This window comes from uncultured Sunxiuqinia sp. (assembly GCF_963974515.1).
GTDB lineage: Bacteria > Bacteroidota > Bacteroidia > Bacteroidales > Prolixibacteraceae > Sunxiuqinia.
Genome location: NZ_CAXBDD010000027.1, coordinates 1 through 20,361 on the forward strand (window position 1 = coordinate 1; position 20,361 = coordinate 20,361).

Here is a 20,361-nt window from a genome sequence, read left to right on the forward strand (position 1 = left end):
AATAAGGTCAAACCAGGAAGAGAATCAGCTTGATTCCTCTTTCAAGAATGAATATAAATAAGCCAAAAAGCAGCATTTTGGGCTTGCCGTTAAGGAGACATTATTATTTTTGGCTAGCCAAATTGATGGCTCATTTAAAAAATACCGATTAAGCATGTATCAAATCGTTCAAAAGGAACAGTTCTCCGAAAAGGTAGTGAAATTGGTTGTTCACGCTCCGAGGATTGCACGTTCGCGAAAACCCGGGCACTTCATTATTTTAAGAATTGATGCGCAGGGGGAGCGTATTCCCCTGACCATTGCGCAGGCCGACAAGACAGCCGGAACCATCTCGCTGGTGGTGCAAAAAGTTGGCGTCAGCTCAACCCGCTTGTGCGAAATGAATCCGGGTGATCAAATCCTGGATTTGGTTGGTCCGCTCGGCAAGGCCACCCATATCCATAAAGTGGGAACCGTTTTGGCTTGTGGAGGTGGCGTTGGCATTGCACCTCTGTTGCCCATTGTTGAAGGCTTTAAAAAAGCTGGGAATCGTGTCGTTACCGTGCTGGCCGCCCGCAGTAAAGATTTGATTATTTTGGAGAAGGAAATTCGACAGTGGTCAGATGAAGTGATTATCATGACCGATGATGGATCATACGGAACCAAGGGGTTGGTAACTACAGGTGCGGAACAGGTTATTCAACGCGAGCAAGTGGATGAGTGTATTGCCATTGGTCCGGCAGTGATGATGAAGTTTACCGCCCTGCTGACTAAGAAATACAACATCCCGACACAAGCCAGCCTGAATGCGATTATGGTTGATGGAACTGGCATGTGCGGCGCTTGCCGTGCCAGTGTTGGCGGAGAGACCAAATTCACCTGTATCGACGGGCCCGAGTTTAATGCGCATGAGATTGATTTCGATGAGCTGGTTCTTCGCTTGGGAGGATACAAAAGCGAAGAAAAGAAAGCTTGGGAGAGTGTTATTGGATAATTAGTCATTGGACAATTGGTCATTAGATAATTAGTCATTGGTCATTGGGGAGTTGGGGACTGAAAATGGGGTCGAGTGAAATTGGAATTCACCCAAAAATGGATTAGACAGCCGGACTTTGAAATAGAAAAGAAATGGAAGAATACCTGAAAATAGAACGTGAAAAGGAGTGGCGTGTTGAATTACGCACCAAACTAAAAAATAAGGAACGCACAACGATTGAGCGGGTACACATGCCAGGATTGGATCCGGTGGAACGAATCCAGTACCAGGATCGAGAAGTGAATATAGGCTTGGGTCAAGCCAGTGCCATGACCGAAGCTTCGCGCTGCATGGATTGTGTGAATCCAACCTGTATTGAAGGTTGCCCGGTAAGCATCAATATTCCGAAGTTCATTAAATACATTGAAAGCGGCGAAGTGCTTGAAGCAGCTAAAACCTTAAAGGAAACTTCGGCATTGCCAGCCGTGTGCGGGCGCGTTTGTCCACAGGAGAAGCAATGTGAGGCGCAGTGCTTTTACACGCTGAAATTGAAAAAGGAACCGGTTGCCATTGGCTATCTCGAACGTTTTGCCGCCGACTTTGAGCAAAACAGCGGAAGCATTTCAGTTCCAGAAACAGCACCAAAAAACAACATCAAAGTGGCTGCCATTGGCTCAGGTCCGGCATCTCTGTCGTTTGCTGGCGATATGGCCAAACTGGGTTATGATGTCACGGTTTTTGAAGCGCTGCACGAAGTCGGTGGTGTACTGAAATATGGGATTCCCGAGTTTCGATTACCCAACCGGGTGGTCGATGTGGAGCTGGACAGTCTTGAAAAAATGGGGGTTAAGTTTGAACGCAATTTTATTGTGGGCCGCACCGCATCCTTCGATGATTTAAAGGAAGAAGGCTTTCAGGCCTTTTTTGTGGCCAGTGGTGCCGGACTGCCCCGTTTTATGAATATTCCAGGCGAAAACTTCAATGGTATTTTGTCTTCCAATGAATATTTAACCCGCGTAAACCTAATGAATGCGGCTAAAAGTGAATTTGACACACCCGTGCTCCGGGGTAAAAATATTGCCGTGATTGGTGGTGGAAATACCGCGATGGATTCGGTGAGGACAGCCAAGCGGTTGGGTGCTGAGCGGGCAATCATTGTTTATCGCCGATCGCGCGAAGAGATGCCAGCACGGGTCGAAGAAGTTTTGCATGCCGAAGAAGAAGGCATTGAGTTTTTGAACCTGAACAACCCGATAGAATATTTTGCTGATGAAAATGGACGGGTGAACCGCATGCGCCTTCAAAAGATGGAGTTGGGCGAACCCGATGCTTCTGGCCGCCGCCGCCCGGTAGTGGTGGAAGGTTCGGAATACGATATCCCGGTCGACGTGGTGGTGGTCGCCATCGGCGTGTCTCCAAATCCGCTGGTACCTTCCGAGTTGCCTGAGCTGAAAGTAAGCCGGTGGGGAACCATTGAAGTGGATCCGGAAACCATGCAAAGCTCCATTCCTGATTTGTTTGCCGGTGGCGATATCGTTCGCGGCGGGGCAACCGTAATCTTGGCTATGGGCGACGGGCGTAGAGCTGCCGCGGGCATGCATCAGTATTTGCAAACAAAACAGAACAACTTACAGAACGAATTGTCGGAGATTAAGAATGCGCAATAAATTAAGTCGATGCCGCTAATAGGACATCAAGAATCCAACATCCAGAATCAAAAAAATAAAACAATCATATGGCTAATTTGTCAACTAAATTTTTCGGCTTAGAATTAAGAAGTCCCATCATTGCGGCCAGTTGCAGCATGACCGGTGACTTGGAACAAATCAAAAAACTGGCTCGGGCAGGAGCTGGGGCCATCGTCCTTAAATCGTTGTATGAAGAGGAAATTGATGCCCAGTTGCAGGAAGAATTGTTGCAACGAAAAGCGCTGGAGCCCGATCCAGAGTATTTGGATTACTTCGACTACATTATTAAAGATGAAAATCTGAAAAACTATACCGGATTGATCCGACAGGCCAAGCAGGAGGTGGATGTTCCCATTGTGGCTAGCGTAAGTTGTATCAGCCAGTCGGACTGGGTTGTATTTTCGAAAAAATTAGAGGAAGCTGGAGCCGATGCGTTGGAACTGAACTTGTTTTTATTACCTGCCAAACTTGAAAAGAGCGGAGAGGCTAACGAACAGTTCTATTTTAGTACCGTGAAAAAAGTGCTCGAGGCGGTTTCCATTCCGGTTACCATTAAAATAAGTCACTATTTTTCCAACCTGGCGGCAATGATCAAAGCCCTTTCTGAAACGGGAATTGCAGGTATCAGCCTATTCAACCGCTTTTACTCGCCCGATATTGACATTCAAAATGAGAAAATGATTTCGGCTGACGTGTTAAGCCATTCAACCGATTATTTGCTGCCCCTTCGCTGGACCGGCATCATGTCGTCGCAAACGGCCTGTCCATTGGCAGCTACAGGCGGCATTCATTCAGCGGAAACAGCTATCAAATTTCTGTTGGCGGGGGCGGCTGCTGTTCAGGTAGCTTCGGTGTTGTACAACGGCGGAACGGAAATCGTAGCTGAAATAAACCAGAAGATTGCAACTTGGATGGATGCGAAAAACTATGATCAAATTGCTGATTTTAAGGGAAATTTAGCCATTCGAGATAAGCATGTCGCTTTGTATGAACGCTCCCAGTTTATGAAATATTTTACACAGAAAAACTTCTAAGTAGCTCCTTCCGAATTAGACAATTAAAAACTTTTTAACACGTTCTTGGGGTGTACATCGGTTGATAAACCTTATTTTTGGGGAGTCAATTCAAGAAGCGCCGCCTATTGGCGGTTTCTTTAAATCGAACTTAAAAATAATGAAGACACAATTGATCATCACTCTTATAGTGTTTTTTTATGCTGTTGCCGTACAGGCTCAGGAGCGCCGGATTCAGGAGAATGGAAAGACTTTTCTAATTCATGTCGTTGAAAAAGGGGAGACCATTTTCTCACTCAGTAAGACCTATTCCGTGGAGCAAAAGGAATTGCTAAATGCCAACCCCGATTTGATTTTTGGTCTGAAGACCGGGCAGGAACTTAAAATCCCGGTGTCGGAAGTACAGCAGAAAGAAGCCTCTCATTCAGAGTCGGTTGCTTCGGTGCAGCCCGAAGAATTACCTGCTTTTAAAACATATAAAGTGAAGCGCCGCGATGGACTTCATTTCATTGCCAAAGAGTTTAACGTTGCTGTAGACGATATCTTGAAATACAATCCGCAACTGGAAGAAAACGGATTGGAACGAGGGCAGACGCTTCTGATTCCGGATGCCAATGATTTGAAACGGATTCGCGAATCAAAAAGGGAACAGCGGGCTTTGGTTGAAGAAGAAGCATCTGGCTCCCAAAAACACAAAGTAGAGGGCGACGAAACATTGTATTCTATCTCAAAAAAGTATAATCGTCCGATTGCCGATTTGGTAAAAGCCAACCCCCAGGTGAAAGATGGCTTACGCATTGGCATGGAGCTGACCATTCCGGAAGCGACTTTTTCAGCCGGGCAAGTTATGCGGCCAGCAGGTGGATTTTTTACGCATTTGGTTGAATCTGGTGAAACATTCTGGAGCTTGGAGCGAAGATACAACGTCAGCCGCGATGTGCTGGAGAAGTATAATCCGGCCCTCGAGCAAGGTCTGCAAGCCGGCTTACGCATTCGGGTTCCTGTTTCGCATGAAACACCCGATATTCAGGTAGAGCCAGTCAACGAAGCGGCATTTAATAAACATACCGTTGGGAGCGGCGAAACACTTTACAGCCTTTCCAATCAATATAACGTCAACATTGCAGCTATTAAAAAGAGCAACCCGATGTTGGGCTACCGTGGATTGATGGCGGGAGAGACGATTTTAATTCCGAAACAAGCCGACGCTGAGCCCGAATTGGAGACTAAAACGCAACCGGCGATTACAACAGATCGAGAAGAAGAGCATTCGCAAAGAGGTTTCGACAGAAAAGAATATACCTTGCAGATTTCGGCTATGGAACGGCCCGAAGGTTGCCGGCCAAATCTCAGAAGTTCATCTGAGAAATTTGATGTGGCACTGCTGTTACCCCTGTACCTGGAGGCGAACGACACAATTAACCGGGTGCGCATGACTAAAGAGGAAATGCTTATGGACGAAGATTTCATGGACAAGGTTCAAAACCCCGATGACTTGCCGGAAGATACTTTTTTGGTTCGTGACCAGGAGATTATTTATCCCCGGTCTGAGAATTTCGTTCACTTTTATGAGGGTGTTTTGCTGGCGGTCGACAGTTTGAAGCGTGCCGGCATGAATGTTCAGCTGCACGTGTTTGATACCAACCAGGAGCAGGCGGCAGTTGATTCAATCATCCGGCTGGATATGTTTCGCAAGATGGATCTGATTATTGGTCCGGTATATCCCGAGCTGCAGGATCCGGTGGCCAGCTTTGCTAACTTTAACCGGATTCCGATAGTTTCGCCTTTGTCAGCTTCCGGAAATTTCGAGTCCAGCAATCCGTGGTATTTCAAAATCAATCCAACGAAAGATTATTTGGTTCGTGAAACGGCCAACTACATTGGTGAAGAATATTTCAATAAGAACCTGATTGTGCTTCAAATGGGCGAGTATAAACATCTGCCTGAAGCAACTCTGGTTAATTTGTGTCGTGAGAAGTTTTTTTCGGCTGGATTTTATGAAGCCGACCGTGATGTCCGGTTTCATGAGTATAACTTTACCGCTGAAGGTTATTGGGGATTGCGACGTATTTTGAGCAAAACGCGTGAGAATGTTTTTATCATCCCTTCTGCTACCGAAGCACAGGTGAGCGTGGCGGTTTCCAACATCAATTCGCTGGCCGAAGATTTTCCGGTTACCTTGATTGGCTTATCGAACTTCCAGCGCTACAACAGCATTCAGCCCGAATATTTTCACCAAAGCAACATGCACTTGCTGAGTCCGTATTTTATCGACTACCGGGCACCGTTGACCAACCGCTTCATTCGAAATTTCCGTAGCAATTTTGCGGCTGAACCCAACCAGTTCAGCTTCCAGGGGTACGATGTAGCCTTTTATTTTATGTCGGCCTTGTTTCAATACGGAAAAGAATTTGCCGATTGTTTGCCTTACCATCATGTCGAATTGACTCAGGCCGAATTCTATTTCGATAAGGTCAGCCGTAACGGTGGCTATATGAACCGGGGCTTGTTTGTACTGAACTACCAAAAGAACTTCGAAATTGCGGTCGATGGGCTGAAAGGTATTCCGTCGCTTTTGCTGACGGAGCACTGACTTATTCATCCGGCTAAGCATTCAAAAACCCGTAGTTTTCTGAATAGGTAAGCATTTGCGTGGTGTAATCGGGTGCATACTGCACTTCTACATCTACGACATCGCCCTTGTCATTTTTAACGAGTCGAAGTTCGGGATTCAGGAAGCCGGCGTAGGGTGCGATGTCCAGTTTTTTGAAGCGATTCAGCACTTCGGTATGCAGCTCCCGATCCACCTTCACCCCAAAGGTTTCTACCAATTGGGAGGCCGCTTGCAGGTCGCCTTCCGACTTTATGCGCTGCACTTTGGCCAGCAGTTGGCCAAACAGGTCCCGTAGTTTCTGGTAATCGTTGATTTTCAGATACGACTTGCCGTCACGCTTTACCCAGCTCACTACGCCATCAGCTTGCCCCTGTTCGAACGCCCATTTCGCAATCAACTGCCGGTTGCGCATGTGTGATTCTTCCAAATCTTTGCCCGGCTCAATACGCGTCAATTGGGTAATCAGGCCATTCCGCAGGTAGGCATCGTACTCTGCCATTCCCGTCTCCATTGAAGGAACCAGGCCAAGGGCAAGCAATTTCTCGTCCAGCACATAGAACAATGCAAATAGGTCGGCCCGCGTTTCTTCTAGGGTCGAATAGTAGTTCTTCAGATCTTCAGGCTTCACCCCCGGCATCATTTTCCCGGAGCCATGCCCCAGGCACTCGTGCAAGTCGGTGTGCAGGTTTCCGGCCAGGTAGCCGTAGGTTTTGGCCCGCTCAACTTCTTCGGCTGATTCGGCAAACTCTTCCAACATGCCATTGCCCAACGAATCCAGAAAATAGGATTTGGTAATGTTTTCGATGGTGACCGATTTGGAGCCATACTCCTCGCGAATCCACTCGGCATTGGGCAAGTTGATGCCAATGGGCGTGTGCGGATAGCAGTCACCGCCCAGCATGGCCACATGAATAACCTTGGCGCTCACACCTTTCACCTCCTTCTTTTTAAACGAATCGGCTACCGGCGAGTGGGTTTCAAACCACTGCGCATTGTCAGACAAGATGGTCGCGCGCTTCGTGCCTTCCAAATCCTTGTAATTCACGATCGACTCCCAGCTGCCCTTAATTCCCAGCGGGTCACCATACACTTCAATAAATCCATTCACAAAGTCAACCATTCCGTCCAGTTCGTTCACCCACGAAATGCTGTATTCGTCAAACTGCTTCAGGTCGCCGGTCTGGTAGTAAGCAATCAGTTGGCGAATGTGCTTCTGCTGCAGCTCATTTTCGGCCAGAGGCAGGGCTTTTTCGAGCCAGAAGATAATCTTCTGAATGGCCTGTCCATACAGACCATCGGCCTTCCAAACCTTTTCCTTCAGCTCGCCATCTTCCTTCACCAACTGCGAATTTAGTCCAAATAAAGGAGCCTTTTCTCCGGCAGCCTGGTTTTTGGCCTTATAAAACGCCTCGGCCTCTGCCTGCGAAACGCCGCGGTAATAATTCATGGCCGAAGCCTGAAGCAAATCGCCTGAACTATCTAGGCTCACGCGCTTGGCTTCGAGCGCCGGATTGGTGATGACTTCCACCAACTGGTCCAGTTCATGCTGAAACGGAAAGCCCGACAAATCGGACGCACCGATGAGCTGATGCAAGTCAGAAGCCGAAAATCCCGGCTCGATTTTATCCATCGAATAATGATGGTGAATGCCGTTCGAAAACCACACCCGTTTTAGATAAACCTCGAATTGTTGAAACAAGTCCGACTGCCGGTCGCCCCGGTACGTTTGGTACATGGTTTCGAGTAAGTGGCGCACTCGCAAGTTGTAGCGGTTGTTTTGGTCCCACAACATATCGCGGCCACAAAGTGCAGCCTGTCCCAGGTAATAAATGTATTGTTTCTGTTGAAGACTTAGCTGTTCAAAGTCGGTGAGTTCGTATCGTAATATTTTGATGTCGCCAAATTTTTCTGCAAAAACCTTCATAATTTTCCTTCGTTTTTTAATTCCTGATAACGTTGCTCTAACAAGTCCGACCGTTTTAAAGTTCGCTTAATCCAGCTTAGTTTGATGGCAGCCTGATCCTCATCCGACAAATTCCAGTTGATGGCCGGATTGGCCCGCATTCTAAGCGTAAGGTGATGCAGGATAATGGCAGCCGAAACCGAAATGTTAAAGCTTTCGGTAAAACCATGCATGGGAATTTTCAGAAATTCGTCCGCCTCATTTTGCACCACCTCCGAAATTCCGGTAAGCTCGGTACCGAAGATCAAGGCTGCTTTTCCCTTTTCCAGATCGAAATCTTCCAGCTTGGTATCGCCTTCATGCGGGCTGGTCGCTACAATCCGGTAGCCCTGCCTGCGCAAATGTTTCATGGCATTCAGGCTGTTGTTTTCCGTGTTCTTGTACTTTTTTACCGTGAGCCATTTTGAAGCGCCCATAGCCACCTCGCGGTCAACCGTAAAGTGGTTCCGGTTTTCGATGACATGCACATCCTGCAAGCCAAAGCAATCAACCGTACGCAAAACGGCGCTGGCATTCTGCGGCTGAAAAATATCTTCGAGAACAACCGTCAAATAACGGGTTCGCAGTTCGAGAACACGTTCAAACAATTCTTTTCGTTCTGGAGTCAGGCATTCCGACAGGTATTCGATCAATTGATAATCCATAAGGGCGTAATACTTGAAATTTGGTGAAGGCGCTAAGCCTTTGGCCGCTAAAAATAGTGATTTTTGGGGATTGGGCATTGGGGATTGGTTATTATTGGGGATTGGTGGCGCTCGCAATGCGATACTGGATACTAGATGTTGGATTCTCGATCCCGAGCCTTCGAGCTTATCCATCTTTTTTATGAACGGAAAACCTGCTATATTTGCCTAAACCCTATTTCTGAAAGATGACAGTAGATTTATTTATCCCGTGCTTTATTGATCAGCTCTATCCCGACACAGCATTTAACGTGGTTAAGTTGCTGAAAAAAGCGGGAGTTGACGTAGAATATAATCCGGAGCAAACCTGCTGCGGACAGCCAGCATATAACAGTGGTTATTGGGACGAAACACGATCGTTGGCCCACAAATTTGTAAAAGATTTTCCGGGAGACCGGTTGATTGTGAGTCCATCGGCCTCCTGCACAGGCTTTGTCAAAAACTACTATTCCAGTCTTTTCAGCAAAGGAGATTCAGACTACGAGCTTCATTTAAATCTTCAGAAACGATTGTTCGAACTCACCGACTTCTTGGTGAACAGGCTTCAGTTTACAGACTTCGGAGCCAGTTTCCCGCATAAGGTATGCTACCACGATGCCTGCACAGCTTTGCGCGAATATGGTATTAAACGTGAGCCACGCCTTCTGCTTTCCAAGGTGAAGGGATTGGAACTGGTTGAAATGGAAGAAACAGAAACCTGCTGTGGGTTTGGAGGAACGTTCGTCACTAAATTCCAGGCTATTTCTTCGGCCATGACCGAGCAAAAAGTAGAACATGCCCTGAATACCGGAGCCGAATACATTATTTCAACCGAATCATCCTGCCTGTTAAATATTGAAGGGTACATCAAGAAAAACAAACTGCCGATCACACCCATTCATATAGCCGATATTCTTGCAAGCGGGTGGGAAAGCTAGCTTTCCTGGCAGCTGGCCTTGAATTTGCACAATCATTTCCGGCGACAATGTTCTCCCGTCTTGCCCCACAAATCTGGGCCACTTAACTATATTTAACGAAACAACAACAACCTTTAACTTAACCGGTGCGTAATAGTGGATAGTTGACCGTTTACCTCAATTCTTAATCTCAATTCACTTTCAACGGAAACGATAAGCTCTCTCACGACTTTTCCTATTTTCAGCTAGAGCATCAGGAAAAAAATGGGATTGTAAGAATAAACAAGTTGTTAACTTTAAAAATCTAGTCAAGATGGCAGTAAAAGTGAATTCAATAAAGAAACGCCAATTGAAGGAGGCAAAGGGAATCCATCGGTTGAGAGATCGCAACGAAAAACTTTACCATCCTTGTCCTGGCGAGGAAGGATTGCATTGTGAAGGTGAGCGCTTTGATTTTGTTGTAAACTGGGAGATTCATGGAAAAGAGACCGAAAAAATGTTTGCTGATTAAATGAAGCACATCTCCAAAAAAAAAAACACAATACCTTTCATTTTTCAAGAACTTTTCTTCACATTTTCCCGTAGTCCTATATCCAGCAGAACTAAAATAGCAAGTTGCTGGGAGTGCTCTTAGATCTCGAAACGTGAGTTTTGCGAATTTTTACATCAGCTTGGACAAGATTCGAAGACTTCCGTATTAAGCAAAATAAGATACATCCAATTATCACTTTTGTAAAATGGAAGCCCATGAAAACGAAGTTTAAAACCGACAAAGTTCCTTTCCTATCGGAAACAGCGATAGACATTAGCTATCTAAAAAACACACGAAGACATCAGTACCAGCCCTTCTCAAATGAAAAGGGCTTACAATGCAAAGGCGACAAGTTTGATTTTGTTGTTGAATGGGAAATTCATGAGAAAGCTTACAGGGAGTAGAACCTCACGAGGTTTCATACGACACTACATGTTTTAACCATTTCTTCTGCAATCTGAAATTCCTTGCATGTTCGACTCTCACGACTAACCAATCCTGATCGCCGATTCTCCATTTTTTCGAACTTATTGATTCGAAATGATTGTATGATTTACAAGCCGTTCGCCCAAGTAAAACAGTGGACGGCCGGACTTGCTAGACGGTATAAAAATAGACACATGAATGTGCTAATGTTTGGATGGGAATTTCCCCCAAATATTTCCGGTGGCTTAGGAACAGCTTGTTATGGCATCACCAGGAGCTTGGCCGATCGGAAAACTAGAATAACCTTTGTTATCCCCAAGACGTATGGCAACGAGCCGCATGATCAAGTCCGGGTAATAGGCGCCAATCAAATCGATTTAATCAAAAGTAAGATCCGAACCGAACGCCTTGAAATCCCCGTCGAATGCCTAAGTGTGGAATCGCAAATGGTTCCATATGTTGATCCGGAACTTTTCCGGAAGCAGCACATGGCACAACAGGAAAAGTTGAAAAGCACAACAACTTCAGACCGATCACTTGCTGTTGAATTTACGGGACAATACGGACCGGGCTTGATGAGTGAGATCCATAACTTCTCTGTGGTCAGTGAATACATTGCCAGTCAGACTCAATTCGATGTTATTCATGCCCACGACTGGCTCACCTTTCCGGCAGGAATAGCGGCAAAAAAGCTATCGGGAAAGCCGCTGGTCGTTCACGTACATGCCACCGATTTTGACAGGAGTGGAGGAAGAATCAATCCGCGGGTATTTCAGATTGAACAAGACGGCATGGAACAAGCAGACTGCGTTATCTGTGTCAGCAACCGAACCCGCCAAACGGTAATCGAGAAATATAAGATACCGGCTTTTAAAACACGAACAGTTTATAACGGTGTTGAATTTGGCAAGACAAACAACACCATCTCGCTTCCGCTCAAGGACAAAAATAAAATCGTGACGTTCCTGGGGCGGATTACCGTTCAAAAAGGGCCCGAGTATTTTATTCGTGTGGCTGAGTTGGTGCTCGGTAAAATGAAAAATGTCAAATTCATCATGGCCGGCAATGGAGATCTGCATCACGAAATGATTCGGAAGGTAGCTGATTTGCACCTGTCAGACCGCTTTTTCTTCACCGGGTTCCTGAAAGGCGACGAGGTCAACCGAATGATGAAACTATCTGATGTGTTTGTGATGCCCTCAATATCTGAGCCTTTTGGAATTTGTCCACTGGAAGCCATGCAAAGTGGAATTCCCACTATTATTTCAAAGCAATCGGGCGTTTCGGAAGTGGTGAAGCACGCCCTTAAAGTAGACTTTTGGGATGTTCATGCCATGAGCGATGCCGTTCATGCCTTGCTAAGCTATTCTTCGTTATCGAAGATGATGGTTCGATTCGGAAAAAAAGAATCCGGAAGCATCAAATGGGAAGACGCGGCCACAAAAATTCAGACCATCTACCGGGAACTTATCCGGGCCTGATCTAAAGGTTCATTTTTTTTTTAAATAAATTTGTCACTTACTAATTAGTAAGTATATTTGACGCAAATTTAATTTTAAAGAAGATGTCTGTGACACGTGAGCGAATAATGGAACTGGCAGAAGAGCTGATCTTGACCAGAGGCTACAATGCCTTTAGCTATCAAGACATTTCTTCTGAGTTGGGGATAAAAAATGCAGCTATCCATTACTATTTTCCGTCCAAAGCCAACCTGGGGACTAGCATTATCAAAAACAACGGCCAGCGTTTTGAGGAAATGGTTCAGAACATGAAGATTATGAAGTTTGACGAAGCTAAACAACTGGAGTCTTTTTTACGCATTTATGCCAAAAGCAACCGGGAACAAAAAATATGTGTTATCGGATCGCTGGGCCCCGATTTCAATACGCTTCCAGAGGCATCACAGGCGGAATTAAAACAAATGACCAACAGAATCTTACAATGGTTATCTTCGATTTTGGAGACTGGCAGAAATAGCGGAATCTTTTCGTTTAAAGGTGACTCGAGAAACCGCGCTTTGCTGATTTTATCAAATATGATTGCCAGCCTGCAGTTGACCCGCGTTTTGGATAAAACAGAATTTAAAGGAATTCATCAGACATTACTTGATGATCTTAAAGGTTAAAAAATTTTTACCCGAAACACTTACCTATTAGTAAGTATATAAATTTGAAATATATGAAACGCGTTGTTATAACAGGACTAGGAGCTATCACTCCTCTGGGAAATGATGTTGAAACATTTTGGAACAACCTGCTGGAGGGGAAAAGTGGTGCACTAACCATTACCCGCTTCAATCCCGAAAACTACAAAACCAAGTTTGCCTGCGAAGTCAAGGACTTCGATATCGAAAAATACCTGCAAAAAAAGGACGCTCGCAAAATGGACCTATATACGCAATACGCGATTGGAGCTGCAGAAGAGTGTATGGTGGATTGTGGATTTAACACCTCCGATTGGGATCGCAGCCAGGCGGGAGTTATTTGGGCTTCCGGGATCGGTGGAATTCAAACCTTTGAGGAAGAATTACTCAACTTTGCACAGGATATTGAAAATCCCCGTTTTAGTCCTTTTTTTATTACGAAAATGATTCCGAACATGGCAGCTGGGCAGCTGTCTATCCGCTATGGACTGCGAGGTGTAAGTTACACCACCGTTTCAGCTTGTGCTTCTTCCAATAATGCCATTGCAGATGCCTTCAACTTCATCCGGTTGGGAAAAGCCAAAGCCATCCTTACAGGTGGTTCTGAGGCGCCGATAACTCGCACTGCGGTTGGAGGATTTAATGCATCCAAAGCGCTTTCTACCAACAACGAAGATAGCCGGGGAGCCTCACGCCCGTTTGACGAAGCACGTGATGGCTTTGTGATAGGCGAAGGCGCCGGTGCACTGATGCTGGAGGAACTTGACCACGCATTGGATCGGGGCGCCAAAATTTATGGTGAACTGATCGGTTGCGGATGTGCGTCTGATGCTTTTCATATCACTGCTTCGCACCCGGATGGGCTTGGTGCGGCACAAGCTATGCAGGAGGCCATGCGGGACGGCGGGATCCGTTCAGAAGAGGTGGATTACATTAATGCCCACGCCACTTCAACGCCGGTTGGAGACATCAGCGAATGCAAAGCCATCAGCGCTGTTTTTGAGAAATCATTGGCGCGGCTGCATGTCAGCGCTACAAAATCAATGACAGGGCATTTGCTTGGCGCCGCCGGAGCCATTGAAGCCATCGCTTGCCTAAAAGCAATCGTAAACGGAAAAATACCGCCCACAATCAATCTGAAAAATATTGATGCTGCCATCAATCCTCAACTTCAGCTAACACCAAACCAAGTGATGGAAAAGGAAATAAACATTGCTATGAATAACACTTTTGGATTTGGAGGGCATATTGCCGTTTCAGTTTTCAAGAAATATGTACCTCGCTAACATGATAAGCAGAACCCTTCAAAAAAGTAGCCCCCTGTCAATGAAAATCAGTTTCGTCTTTCCAGATGAAGCTGACTTTCAACTATTCCTTTTGAAAACTGGAATAGATGCCGAGACTTGCCAAACGCAATCCAAGCTCTTCATTAATTCAACCCTATTTCATTTAAAATCCGCAGGGTTAATTCGTAGGCAGGAACAGCCATCGCTCCGTGATCAAAGCCATCCAACTCAAAAATAAAAGTGCTTTCGTGCCCCGCAACCTTCATCATGCGGTACAAATAGGCATTTTCCTCATAGCGTCCCAGCATCTCCAGTTCGCGGTCGCCGGTAATCAGAAACAGCGGTGGTGCGTCATTTCGAACATGAAAAAGCGGTGCAAATTCATCAATAATGGGCTGTGTTCCGGGAATGCCGCGTTCGGAACGAATGGTGAAATGCGTGATGGTATGTCCGCTGAAAGGGATCAATGCTGCAATTTGGTTAGCATCTACATCATAAGCTTCCAAATAATGTTTATCCAGTCCCACCATGCTTGCCAAATAGCCGCCTGCTGAGTGTCCGGAAACCGCGATTGAACTTGTTGAACCGCCATATTCTTCAATATGGTTGAAGACCCAGGCAACAGCCGCGGCGGCATCCTCAACGTATTTTGGATTTTTCGCCTTGGGACTGAGCCGATAGTTCACCGCAACGACAGCCAGTCCTTTGTTTTTCCATTGCTCCGGAATAAACTTTTGGCCACCGGTAATGCCTCCGCCATGAAACCAAATCAGGGTGGTAAAATCGGAGACATTTTCGGGATAATACAAATCCAGACGGCAACGCTCACTCATGTAATCGGTGATGACGCCACTTTCCCGGTAAAGAATTGACTGCTCTGTTTTATAAGTGGTTTTTTCCTGCGCTGTAAGCGAAAGGACAGCAAGAAGAAGACAGCAGGTACTAAAGAGGATTTGAAACTGTTTCATAATAATTTAATTTAAGCGTTGCGTCGCATGTTCACCTGAGTTTTACTGTCAGGGACATTTAAAACACCTGCATCTGATGCAGTTTCTGATAACGGCCATTCTGCTCCAAAAGCTGCTGGTGGGTCCCCATTTCAACGATCTGTCCTTTGTGAAGAACACAAATCACATCCGCATTTTTAATGGTCGACAACCGGTGTGCAATAACCAGCGACGTGCGGTTTTTCATTAGGTTTTCCAAAGCTTCCTGCACCAACTTTTCCGATTCCGTATCGAGGGCCGAGGTGGCTTCATCCAGAATCAGGATTGGAGGATTTTTTAAGATCGCCCGCGCAATGGAAACCCGCTGTTTCTGACCGCCTGAAAGCTTGTCTCCTCGGTCGCCAATATTCGTCTGATAGCCCTTCTCCGTAGCAATAATGAACTCGTGGGCGTTGGCAATTTTCGCCGCTTGAATCACTGCTTCCTCCGTCACATTTTCAACACCAAAAGCAATGTTGTTGAAAAAAGAGTCGTTAAACAAAATTGGCTCCTGGTTCACATTCCCCATCAAATTACGCAAATCGTGCAGTTTAATGTCACGAATATCAGTCCCGTCAATTCGGATACTACCATCCGAGACGTCCCAGAATCGCGGCAGCAAATCAACCAAAGTCGTTTTTCCTGAGCCCGACTTACCGACAAAAGCAATGGTCTGCCCTTTCTTGATTTCCAGGTTGACGTGATTTAAAACCTTTTCATTGACATATTTGAAGCTAACATCGCGGTACTCAATTGTCTGCTTAAATTCTGTTTTTGCTACCGCATTGGGCCCATCCTTAATGCTGTTTTCCTGGCTCAAGATCCGGTCAATTCGGCTCATCGAAGCAAGCCCTTTCTCAACACTATAAAGTGCGGTAGAAAATGCTTTTGCCGGATTAATAATGCTGTAGAAGAAAACCAAGTACCCGATAAACGCCTGGGCCGAAAGGGAACTTTCGTTTGTTAGAACCAAGGCGCCACCATACCACAAAACAATGATGATTACCATCGTCCCCAATAATTCACTCATGGGATGTGCCAAAAATCGCCGCCACATCAACTTATTCATAATGTGCAGGTAGGAGTCATTCTCACGGTCAAAGCGCTTATAGGCTTTTTCTTCGGCATTGAAGGCCTTAATCACGCGCAGACCTGAAATATCTTCTTCGGTAATCGACAGAATATCGCCCATTTTGTCCTGCCCTTTCAAACTGGTTTTCTTCAGGCTTCGGCCAACCCGGCCAATAATGTATCCGGCAATGGGCAGCAGAACAAACACAAAAAGGGTTAGCGACCAGCTCATATAAACCATGGCCAACAAGGAAATGATAATGATCACCGGGTTTTTGAACAGCATTTCGAGTGAGTTCATTACCGAGTTCTCCACCTCCTGCACATCGCCCGTCATTCGGGCCATGATATCCCCCTTGCGCTCATCGGAAAAGAAGCCCAGCGGCAGTTGCAGAATCTTGCGATACATTTGCGCGCGAATGTCACGAACCACGCCATTGCGGAGGTAGACCATGACAAAGCTGGCCAGGTAAGTGAAACCTACTTTCAGAAAAACCATGATAATGATGAAAATACCAATGTAAATCAGGGCACGCTCATTTCCCGAGGTGAGTACCACCTGGCTGATGAAGTAGTTGAATAGCTCCAATGTGCCGTCCAGACTGAACGAATCCATCACTGGTTTTTCGGTCACCAATTCCTGCGTGTTGAATAGAATTCCAAGCGCCGGAATAAGCATGGCAAAGGAAAACGCCCCGAACAGTGCCCCCAGAAAGTTGAAGAGGATATTTAGAATTACCTTTCCTCTGTAAGGAGGAACAAAGCGTTTGAGCAGGCCAAAAAGGTCTTTCATTTGTATGATCTCTTTTAATTTACCGGGTCTAGCTGAAAATCCCGGTGTAATTATGCGGTGTAATTGTTTTGAGCTCAGCTTTCAGTTGATCACTGATTTCCAACGTATCAATAAACTCATGAATTACTTCCTGACTCATTTTTTTGTTGGTACGCGTCAGATTACGCAAGGCTTCGTAGGGGTTCGGATACGCTTCGCGACGCAGAATCGTTTGAATGGCTTCGGCCACTACTGCCCAGTTTTTCTCCAAATCAGCATCAATGGCTTCTTTGTTCAGCAGCAATTTACCTAAACCCTTCAGGGTCGAACTAACTGCGATTAACGTGTGTCCCAACGGCATGCCAATGGTTCGCAAAACTGTGGAGTCCGTCAGGTCGCGCTGCAAGCGTGAAACCGGCAGCTTGACTGCCAGGTGTTCCAATAAAGCGTTGGCAATCCCGATGTTTCCTTCTGAATTTTCAAAATCGATGGGGTTTACTTTGTGTGGCATGGCCGAAGAACCAACCTCGCCGGCCTTAATTTTTTGTTTGAAATACTCCATCGAAATGTAAGTCCACAAGTCGCGATCCAAATCCATGATGATGGTATTGATGCGTTTCAGGGCATCAAAAATAGCCGCGTGATTGTCGTAATTAGCGATTTGCGTGGTGTATTGTGAGCGCTCCAATCCCAGGTATTTTTTCAGGAAGTGATTTCCAAACGCCTTCCAGCTAATTTCGGGATAGGCGATCTGGTGCGCGTTGAAATTACCGGTGGCCCCCCCAAACTTGGCATCGCAGGTCACCGCCTTGAGCTGCTCCAGTTGGATCTTGATCCGCTCCGAGAAAACCCGGATTTCTTTGCCCAGGTTGGTGGGCGAAGCAGGCTGCCCATGCGTTTTAGCCAACATCGAGATGCCTTTCCATTCATCGGCCAACTCTTCCAGCGTATCAATCAAATCGTTAATGGCCGGGTAATATTCGTTATCCAACGCATCCTGAATGGACTTGGGCACAGCGGTATTGTTAATGTCCTGCGAAGTCAGGCCAAAGTGAATAAACTCCTTATAGGCATGAATGCCCAATTTGTCAAACTCTTCTTTTAAAAAGTATTCGACGGCTTTTACGTCATGGTTGGTCACCTTTTCAATGTCTTTAACCCGCTGGGCATCTTCGACCGAGAAGTCGGTGGCGATTTGCCTCAGTCGGCCAAACAGTTGGTGGTCAAAACCGGACAGCTGTGGCAAAGGGAGTTCGCACAGGGCGATAAAATACTCCACTTCAACCAGTACCCGGTACTTAATCAGGGCATACTCGGAAAAATAGTTTTGCAGGTTTTCTACTTTCGATCGGTACCTACCGTCGATGGGTGTAATGGCGGTCAACAAATTCAGTTCCATGATTTTAATTTTTCGAGCCACAAAGGTAGCAAAAAAATTAGTGCAGCTCTTTTCCTGAGTGCGGGTTTCACCTCGGTTGAGAGGCCAATTGCAAACCCCCGTGTTCTGTGAATACATGCGGAAGTGAGCCGCCAATGTAAAGCGTACGCATGCAGCATCTGATTGGAGGTTACGTGTGTTGAAGTCGGCTTTGCATCATTTTATCCGAATTCTTTTTGACCTTGCAATTAAATCTTCAAGGTCATTCTTTTCTATAATCGATTCTTTGCCAACATTTAAAGTCATTTTGACATGTTTCACAATGGCCTTTTTATCACTTTCTATTGTAGCAAACCCGTGAATAATCAATAGAGCTTCCATTAATCTGATGATTACAGCTGTGCTTCCCGCCGAAAACTGACGGATTTGATTAAACGCCGCATCCAAAACACCCTCAAAATCTAAGGCGTTTGCAATGACCCGCAGTTCTCTTTTATCGTCAATCCGGTATTTCGAGGGAAATTCAATCTGCGCCAAATAACAGATGGTTGTTGTTAAATTATCGATACAAGCAATGGCCGTATAAGGGTCATTAACACCAGGTGACAGCGCACGTGCTGCAATTTCAACCATTTGGTGGATCGGGAACTCAATATCTTGTTGCGAAGTTTTTGTTTTTCCAATAACGAATTGAGAAAGAATCTTTTCTAAGGTATTTTTTTCTGCTTTTTCGTTGGTGTATAGTTTCCCGATCTCAATACCCTCAACGATAAAATCACCAGGTCGGTAATTTAACTCAAATAGCGTATTAAAATTGGTCATTAAATGCAAGAGTGACTCGCCATCAATGTATTGAAGGTAGCCGCTTTGGGTGCTTTTCACGGAAACTATGATTGCATATTGTGATTTAATGGTATCAACAGGCAAATCCTTGTCATGATCTGCTTCATCGCCCATTTTTTCAGGAAACAACACCCTGACCTGTTTTGACATAGATACCGCTATATCAGAAATGACTCGATCGGCCTGAATGCTGATGGCAATTTGGTGGATAAAAACAATGAGTAGAATAATATTCACAATTGCTGCAATAATCGCCAAAAAAATGGAAAGCGATGGAATAAAGGTAAAACCATCCGTTTCCTGGACGGAATTTAAAACAATAAGGCAGTACAAATAGGTCGAAATATAGGATCCCAGCACTATTTGATTAAGCCGGATGTACATAAAGTTTTTGATCAACCTCGGGCCCAATTGGGAAGAAGCCAGCGTTAATGCTACCAGAGTAACTGAAAAGACCGTCCCTGCCACACCAATCATTGCTCCCGATATGGTCGATAATATGCTACGGGCAGAATCCGTACTATTCACAAAAAAGAAGCGTCCCAAACCCTCCTGAGAGAATGTAACGGTTTGGTCAATATAAACAAATCCAATGGCCAAAAAGATTGAAAGAAGAATGATCAGGACCGGGATAAGCCAAAAGGTTGCCATTAATTCATTCCAAAAGAAAAGGAGTTTTTTCATAAGTTACGGTCAATTATTATGGTGTCCTAATATTTCTTAAAGAAATCACTTCGCCGATTAGGGCTTTTTTCAGTCTCCAAGATAATGGTTTCTGCTGGTAAAGAGTTTATTTATTCTCTGTTTTATGCGTTTTGGAAGCGCTTATGCATAATAAGTACAGGTTAACTTCAGAATAAAAGTCATTAAGTTGTACTTCGTATTTTTGGAAGGCAAAAAATGTCGAACGATCGCGCCTTTACAACAGGTATACGAATGAAACGTGCATGTTTAGTCAACCCAAAAGGGAATGGAAAAAGTGCGAGTTCCATCCGCCGGCTGGCGGATCATATAAAAGCAAACAATTTAATCAAATGAATGATCTGCCCATCGATTGCGAATGGAAATAGGATACTCTATGGGAGACATTGAAGTATTTCTCGGACAATATG

At 45.4% G+C, this 20,361-nt stretch carries 16 protein-coding genes; 10 read left to right on the plus strand and 6 right to left on the minus strand.

Annotated elements, in window-relative coordinates; genetic code table 11:
- Nucleotides 1-154 precede the first annotated feature (154 nt).
- The 4 genes from AAC033_RS08355 (at nt 155) to AAC033_RS08370 (ending at nt 6,249) form a co-directional block, all read left to right on the plus strand.
- Nucleotides 155-973 (plus strand): sulfide/dihydroorotate dehydrogenase-like FAD/NAD-binding protein, encoded by an 819-nt coding sequence (locus AAC033_RS08355; protein ID WP_339736975.1) that lies wholly within the window; start codon nt 155-157, stop codon nt 971-973.
- 134 nt (nt 974-1,107) lie between these two features.
- Complete coding sequence (gene gltA, locus AAC033_RS08360) at nt 1,108-2,622, plus strand: NADPH-dependent glutamate synthase (protein WP_339736977.1); 1,515 nt, start codon at nt 1,108-1,110, stop codon at nt 2,620-2,622.
- A 68-nt stretch (nt 2,623-2,690) separates the two neighbouring features.
- The gene (locus AAC033_RS08365; RefSeq protein ID WP_339736979.1) at nt 2,691-3,677 is read left to right on the plus strand and encodes a dihydroorotate dehydrogenase-like protein; all 987 of its coding nucleotides are present in this window, start codon (nt 2,691-2,693) and stop codon (nt 3,675-3,677) included.
- Between the two features lie 139 nt (nt 3,678-3,816).
- Nucleotides 3,817-6,249: a LysM peptidoglycan-binding domain-containing protein gene (locus AAC033_RS08370; RefSeq protein ID WP_339736981.1), complete on the plus strand. Its 2,433-nt coding sequence runs from the start codon at nt 3,817-3,819 to the stop codon at nt 6,247-6,249.
- 13 nt (nt 6,250-6,262) lie between these two features.
- Here the strand turns inward: AAC033_RS08370 and AAC033_RS08375 are convergent, their stop codons facing one another.
- Nucleotides 6,263-8,194, minus strand: a complete 1,932-nt coding sequence (locus AAC033_RS08375) for a dihydrofolate reductase (protein ID WP_339736983.1) — start codon at nt 8,192-8,194, stop codon at nt 6,263-6,265.
- A complete protein-coding gene (locus tag AAC033_RS08380; RefSeq protein ID WP_339736985.1) occupies nt 8,191-8,877 on the minus strand; it encodes an RNA methyltransferase in 687 nt (228 codons plus the stop codon). The genes AAC033_RS08375 and AAC033_RS08380 overlap by 4 nt, the downstream gene beginning before the upstream one ends.
- Nucleotides 8,878-9,104: 227 nt before the next feature.
- Here AAC033_RS08380 and AAC033_RS08385 point away from each other — a divergent pair, with 227 nt between their 5' ends.
- The 6 genes from AAC033_RS08385 (at nt 9,105) to fabF (ending at nt 14,199) form a co-directional block, all read left to right on the plus strand.
- Complete coding sequence (locus AAC033_RS08385; protein ID WP_339736987.1) at nt 9,105-9,833, plus strand: (Fe-S)-binding protein; 729 nt, start codon at nt 9,105-9,107, stop codon at nt 9,831-9,833.
- Between the two features lie 292 nt (nt 9,834-10,125).
- Nucleotides 10,126-10,323: a hypothetical protein gene (locus AAC033_RS08390; protein WP_339736989.1), complete on the plus strand. Its 198-nt coding sequence runs from the start codon at nt 10,126-10,128 to the stop codon at nt 10,321-10,323.
- Nucleotides 10,324-10,559: 236 nt separating this feature from the next.
- Nucleotides 10,560-10,748, plus strand: a complete 189-nt coding sequence (locus AAC033_RS08395; RefSeq protein WP_339736991.1) for a hypothetical protein — start codon at nt 10,560-10,562, stop codon at nt 10,746-10,748.
- Between the two features lie 216 nt (nt 10,749-10,964).
- Entirely contained in the window at nt 10,965-12,251 is a 1,287-nt protein-coding gene (locus AAC033_RS08400) for a glycosyltransferase family 4 protein (protein ID WP_339736993.1), read from the plus strand.
- A gap of 83 nt (nt 12,252-12,334) precedes the next feature.
- A complete protein-coding gene (locus AAC033_RS08405; protein ID WP_339736995.1) occupies nt 12,335-12,895 on the plus strand; it encodes a TetR/AcrR family transcriptional regulator in 561 nt (186 codons plus the stop codon).
- A gap of 53 nt (nt 12,896-12,948) precedes the next feature.
- Entirely contained in the window at nt 12,949-14,199 is a 1,251-nt protein-coding gene (fabF, locus tag AAC033_RS08410) for a beta-ketoacyl-ACP synthase II (protein ID WP_339736997.1), read from the plus strand.
- A gap of 143 nt (nt 14,200-14,342) precedes the next feature.
- Here fabF and AAC033_RS08415 read toward each other — a convergent pair whose 3' ends face one another.
- The 4 genes from AAC033_RS08415 to AAC033_RS08430 all read right to left on the minus strand — a co-directional run bounded on the left by AAC033_RS08415 (nt 14,343) and on the right by AAC033_RS08430 (nt 19,933).
- Entirely contained in the window at nt 14,343-15,167 is an 825-nt protein-coding gene (locus tag AAC033_RS08415) for an alpha/beta hydrolase (RefSeq protein WP_339736999.1), read from the minus strand.
- A 58-nt stretch (nt 15,168-15,225) separates the two neighbouring features.
- The gene (locus AAC033_RS08420; protein WP_339737001.1) at nt 15,226-17,049 is read right to left on the minus strand and encodes an ABC transporter ATP-binding protein; all 1,824 of its coding nucleotides are present in this window, start codon (nt 17,047-17,049) and stop codon (nt 15,226-15,228) included.
- 28 nt (nt 17,050-17,077) lie between these two features.
- Nucleotides 17,078-18,427, minus strand: coding sequence for an adenylosuccinate lyase (gene purB / locus AAC033_RS08425; protein ID WP_339737003.1), 1,350 nt, complete (start codon nt 18,425-18,427; stop codon nt 17,078-17,080).
- A 195-nt stretch (nt 18,428-18,622) separates the two neighbouring features.
- Nucleotides 18,623-19,933, minus strand: a complete 1,311-nt coding sequence (locus tag AAC033_RS08430) for a DUF2254 domain-containing protein (protein ID WP_339737005.1) — start codon at nt 19,931-19,933, stop codon at nt 18,623-18,625.
- Nucleotides 19,934-20,361: the final 428 nt, after the last annotated feature.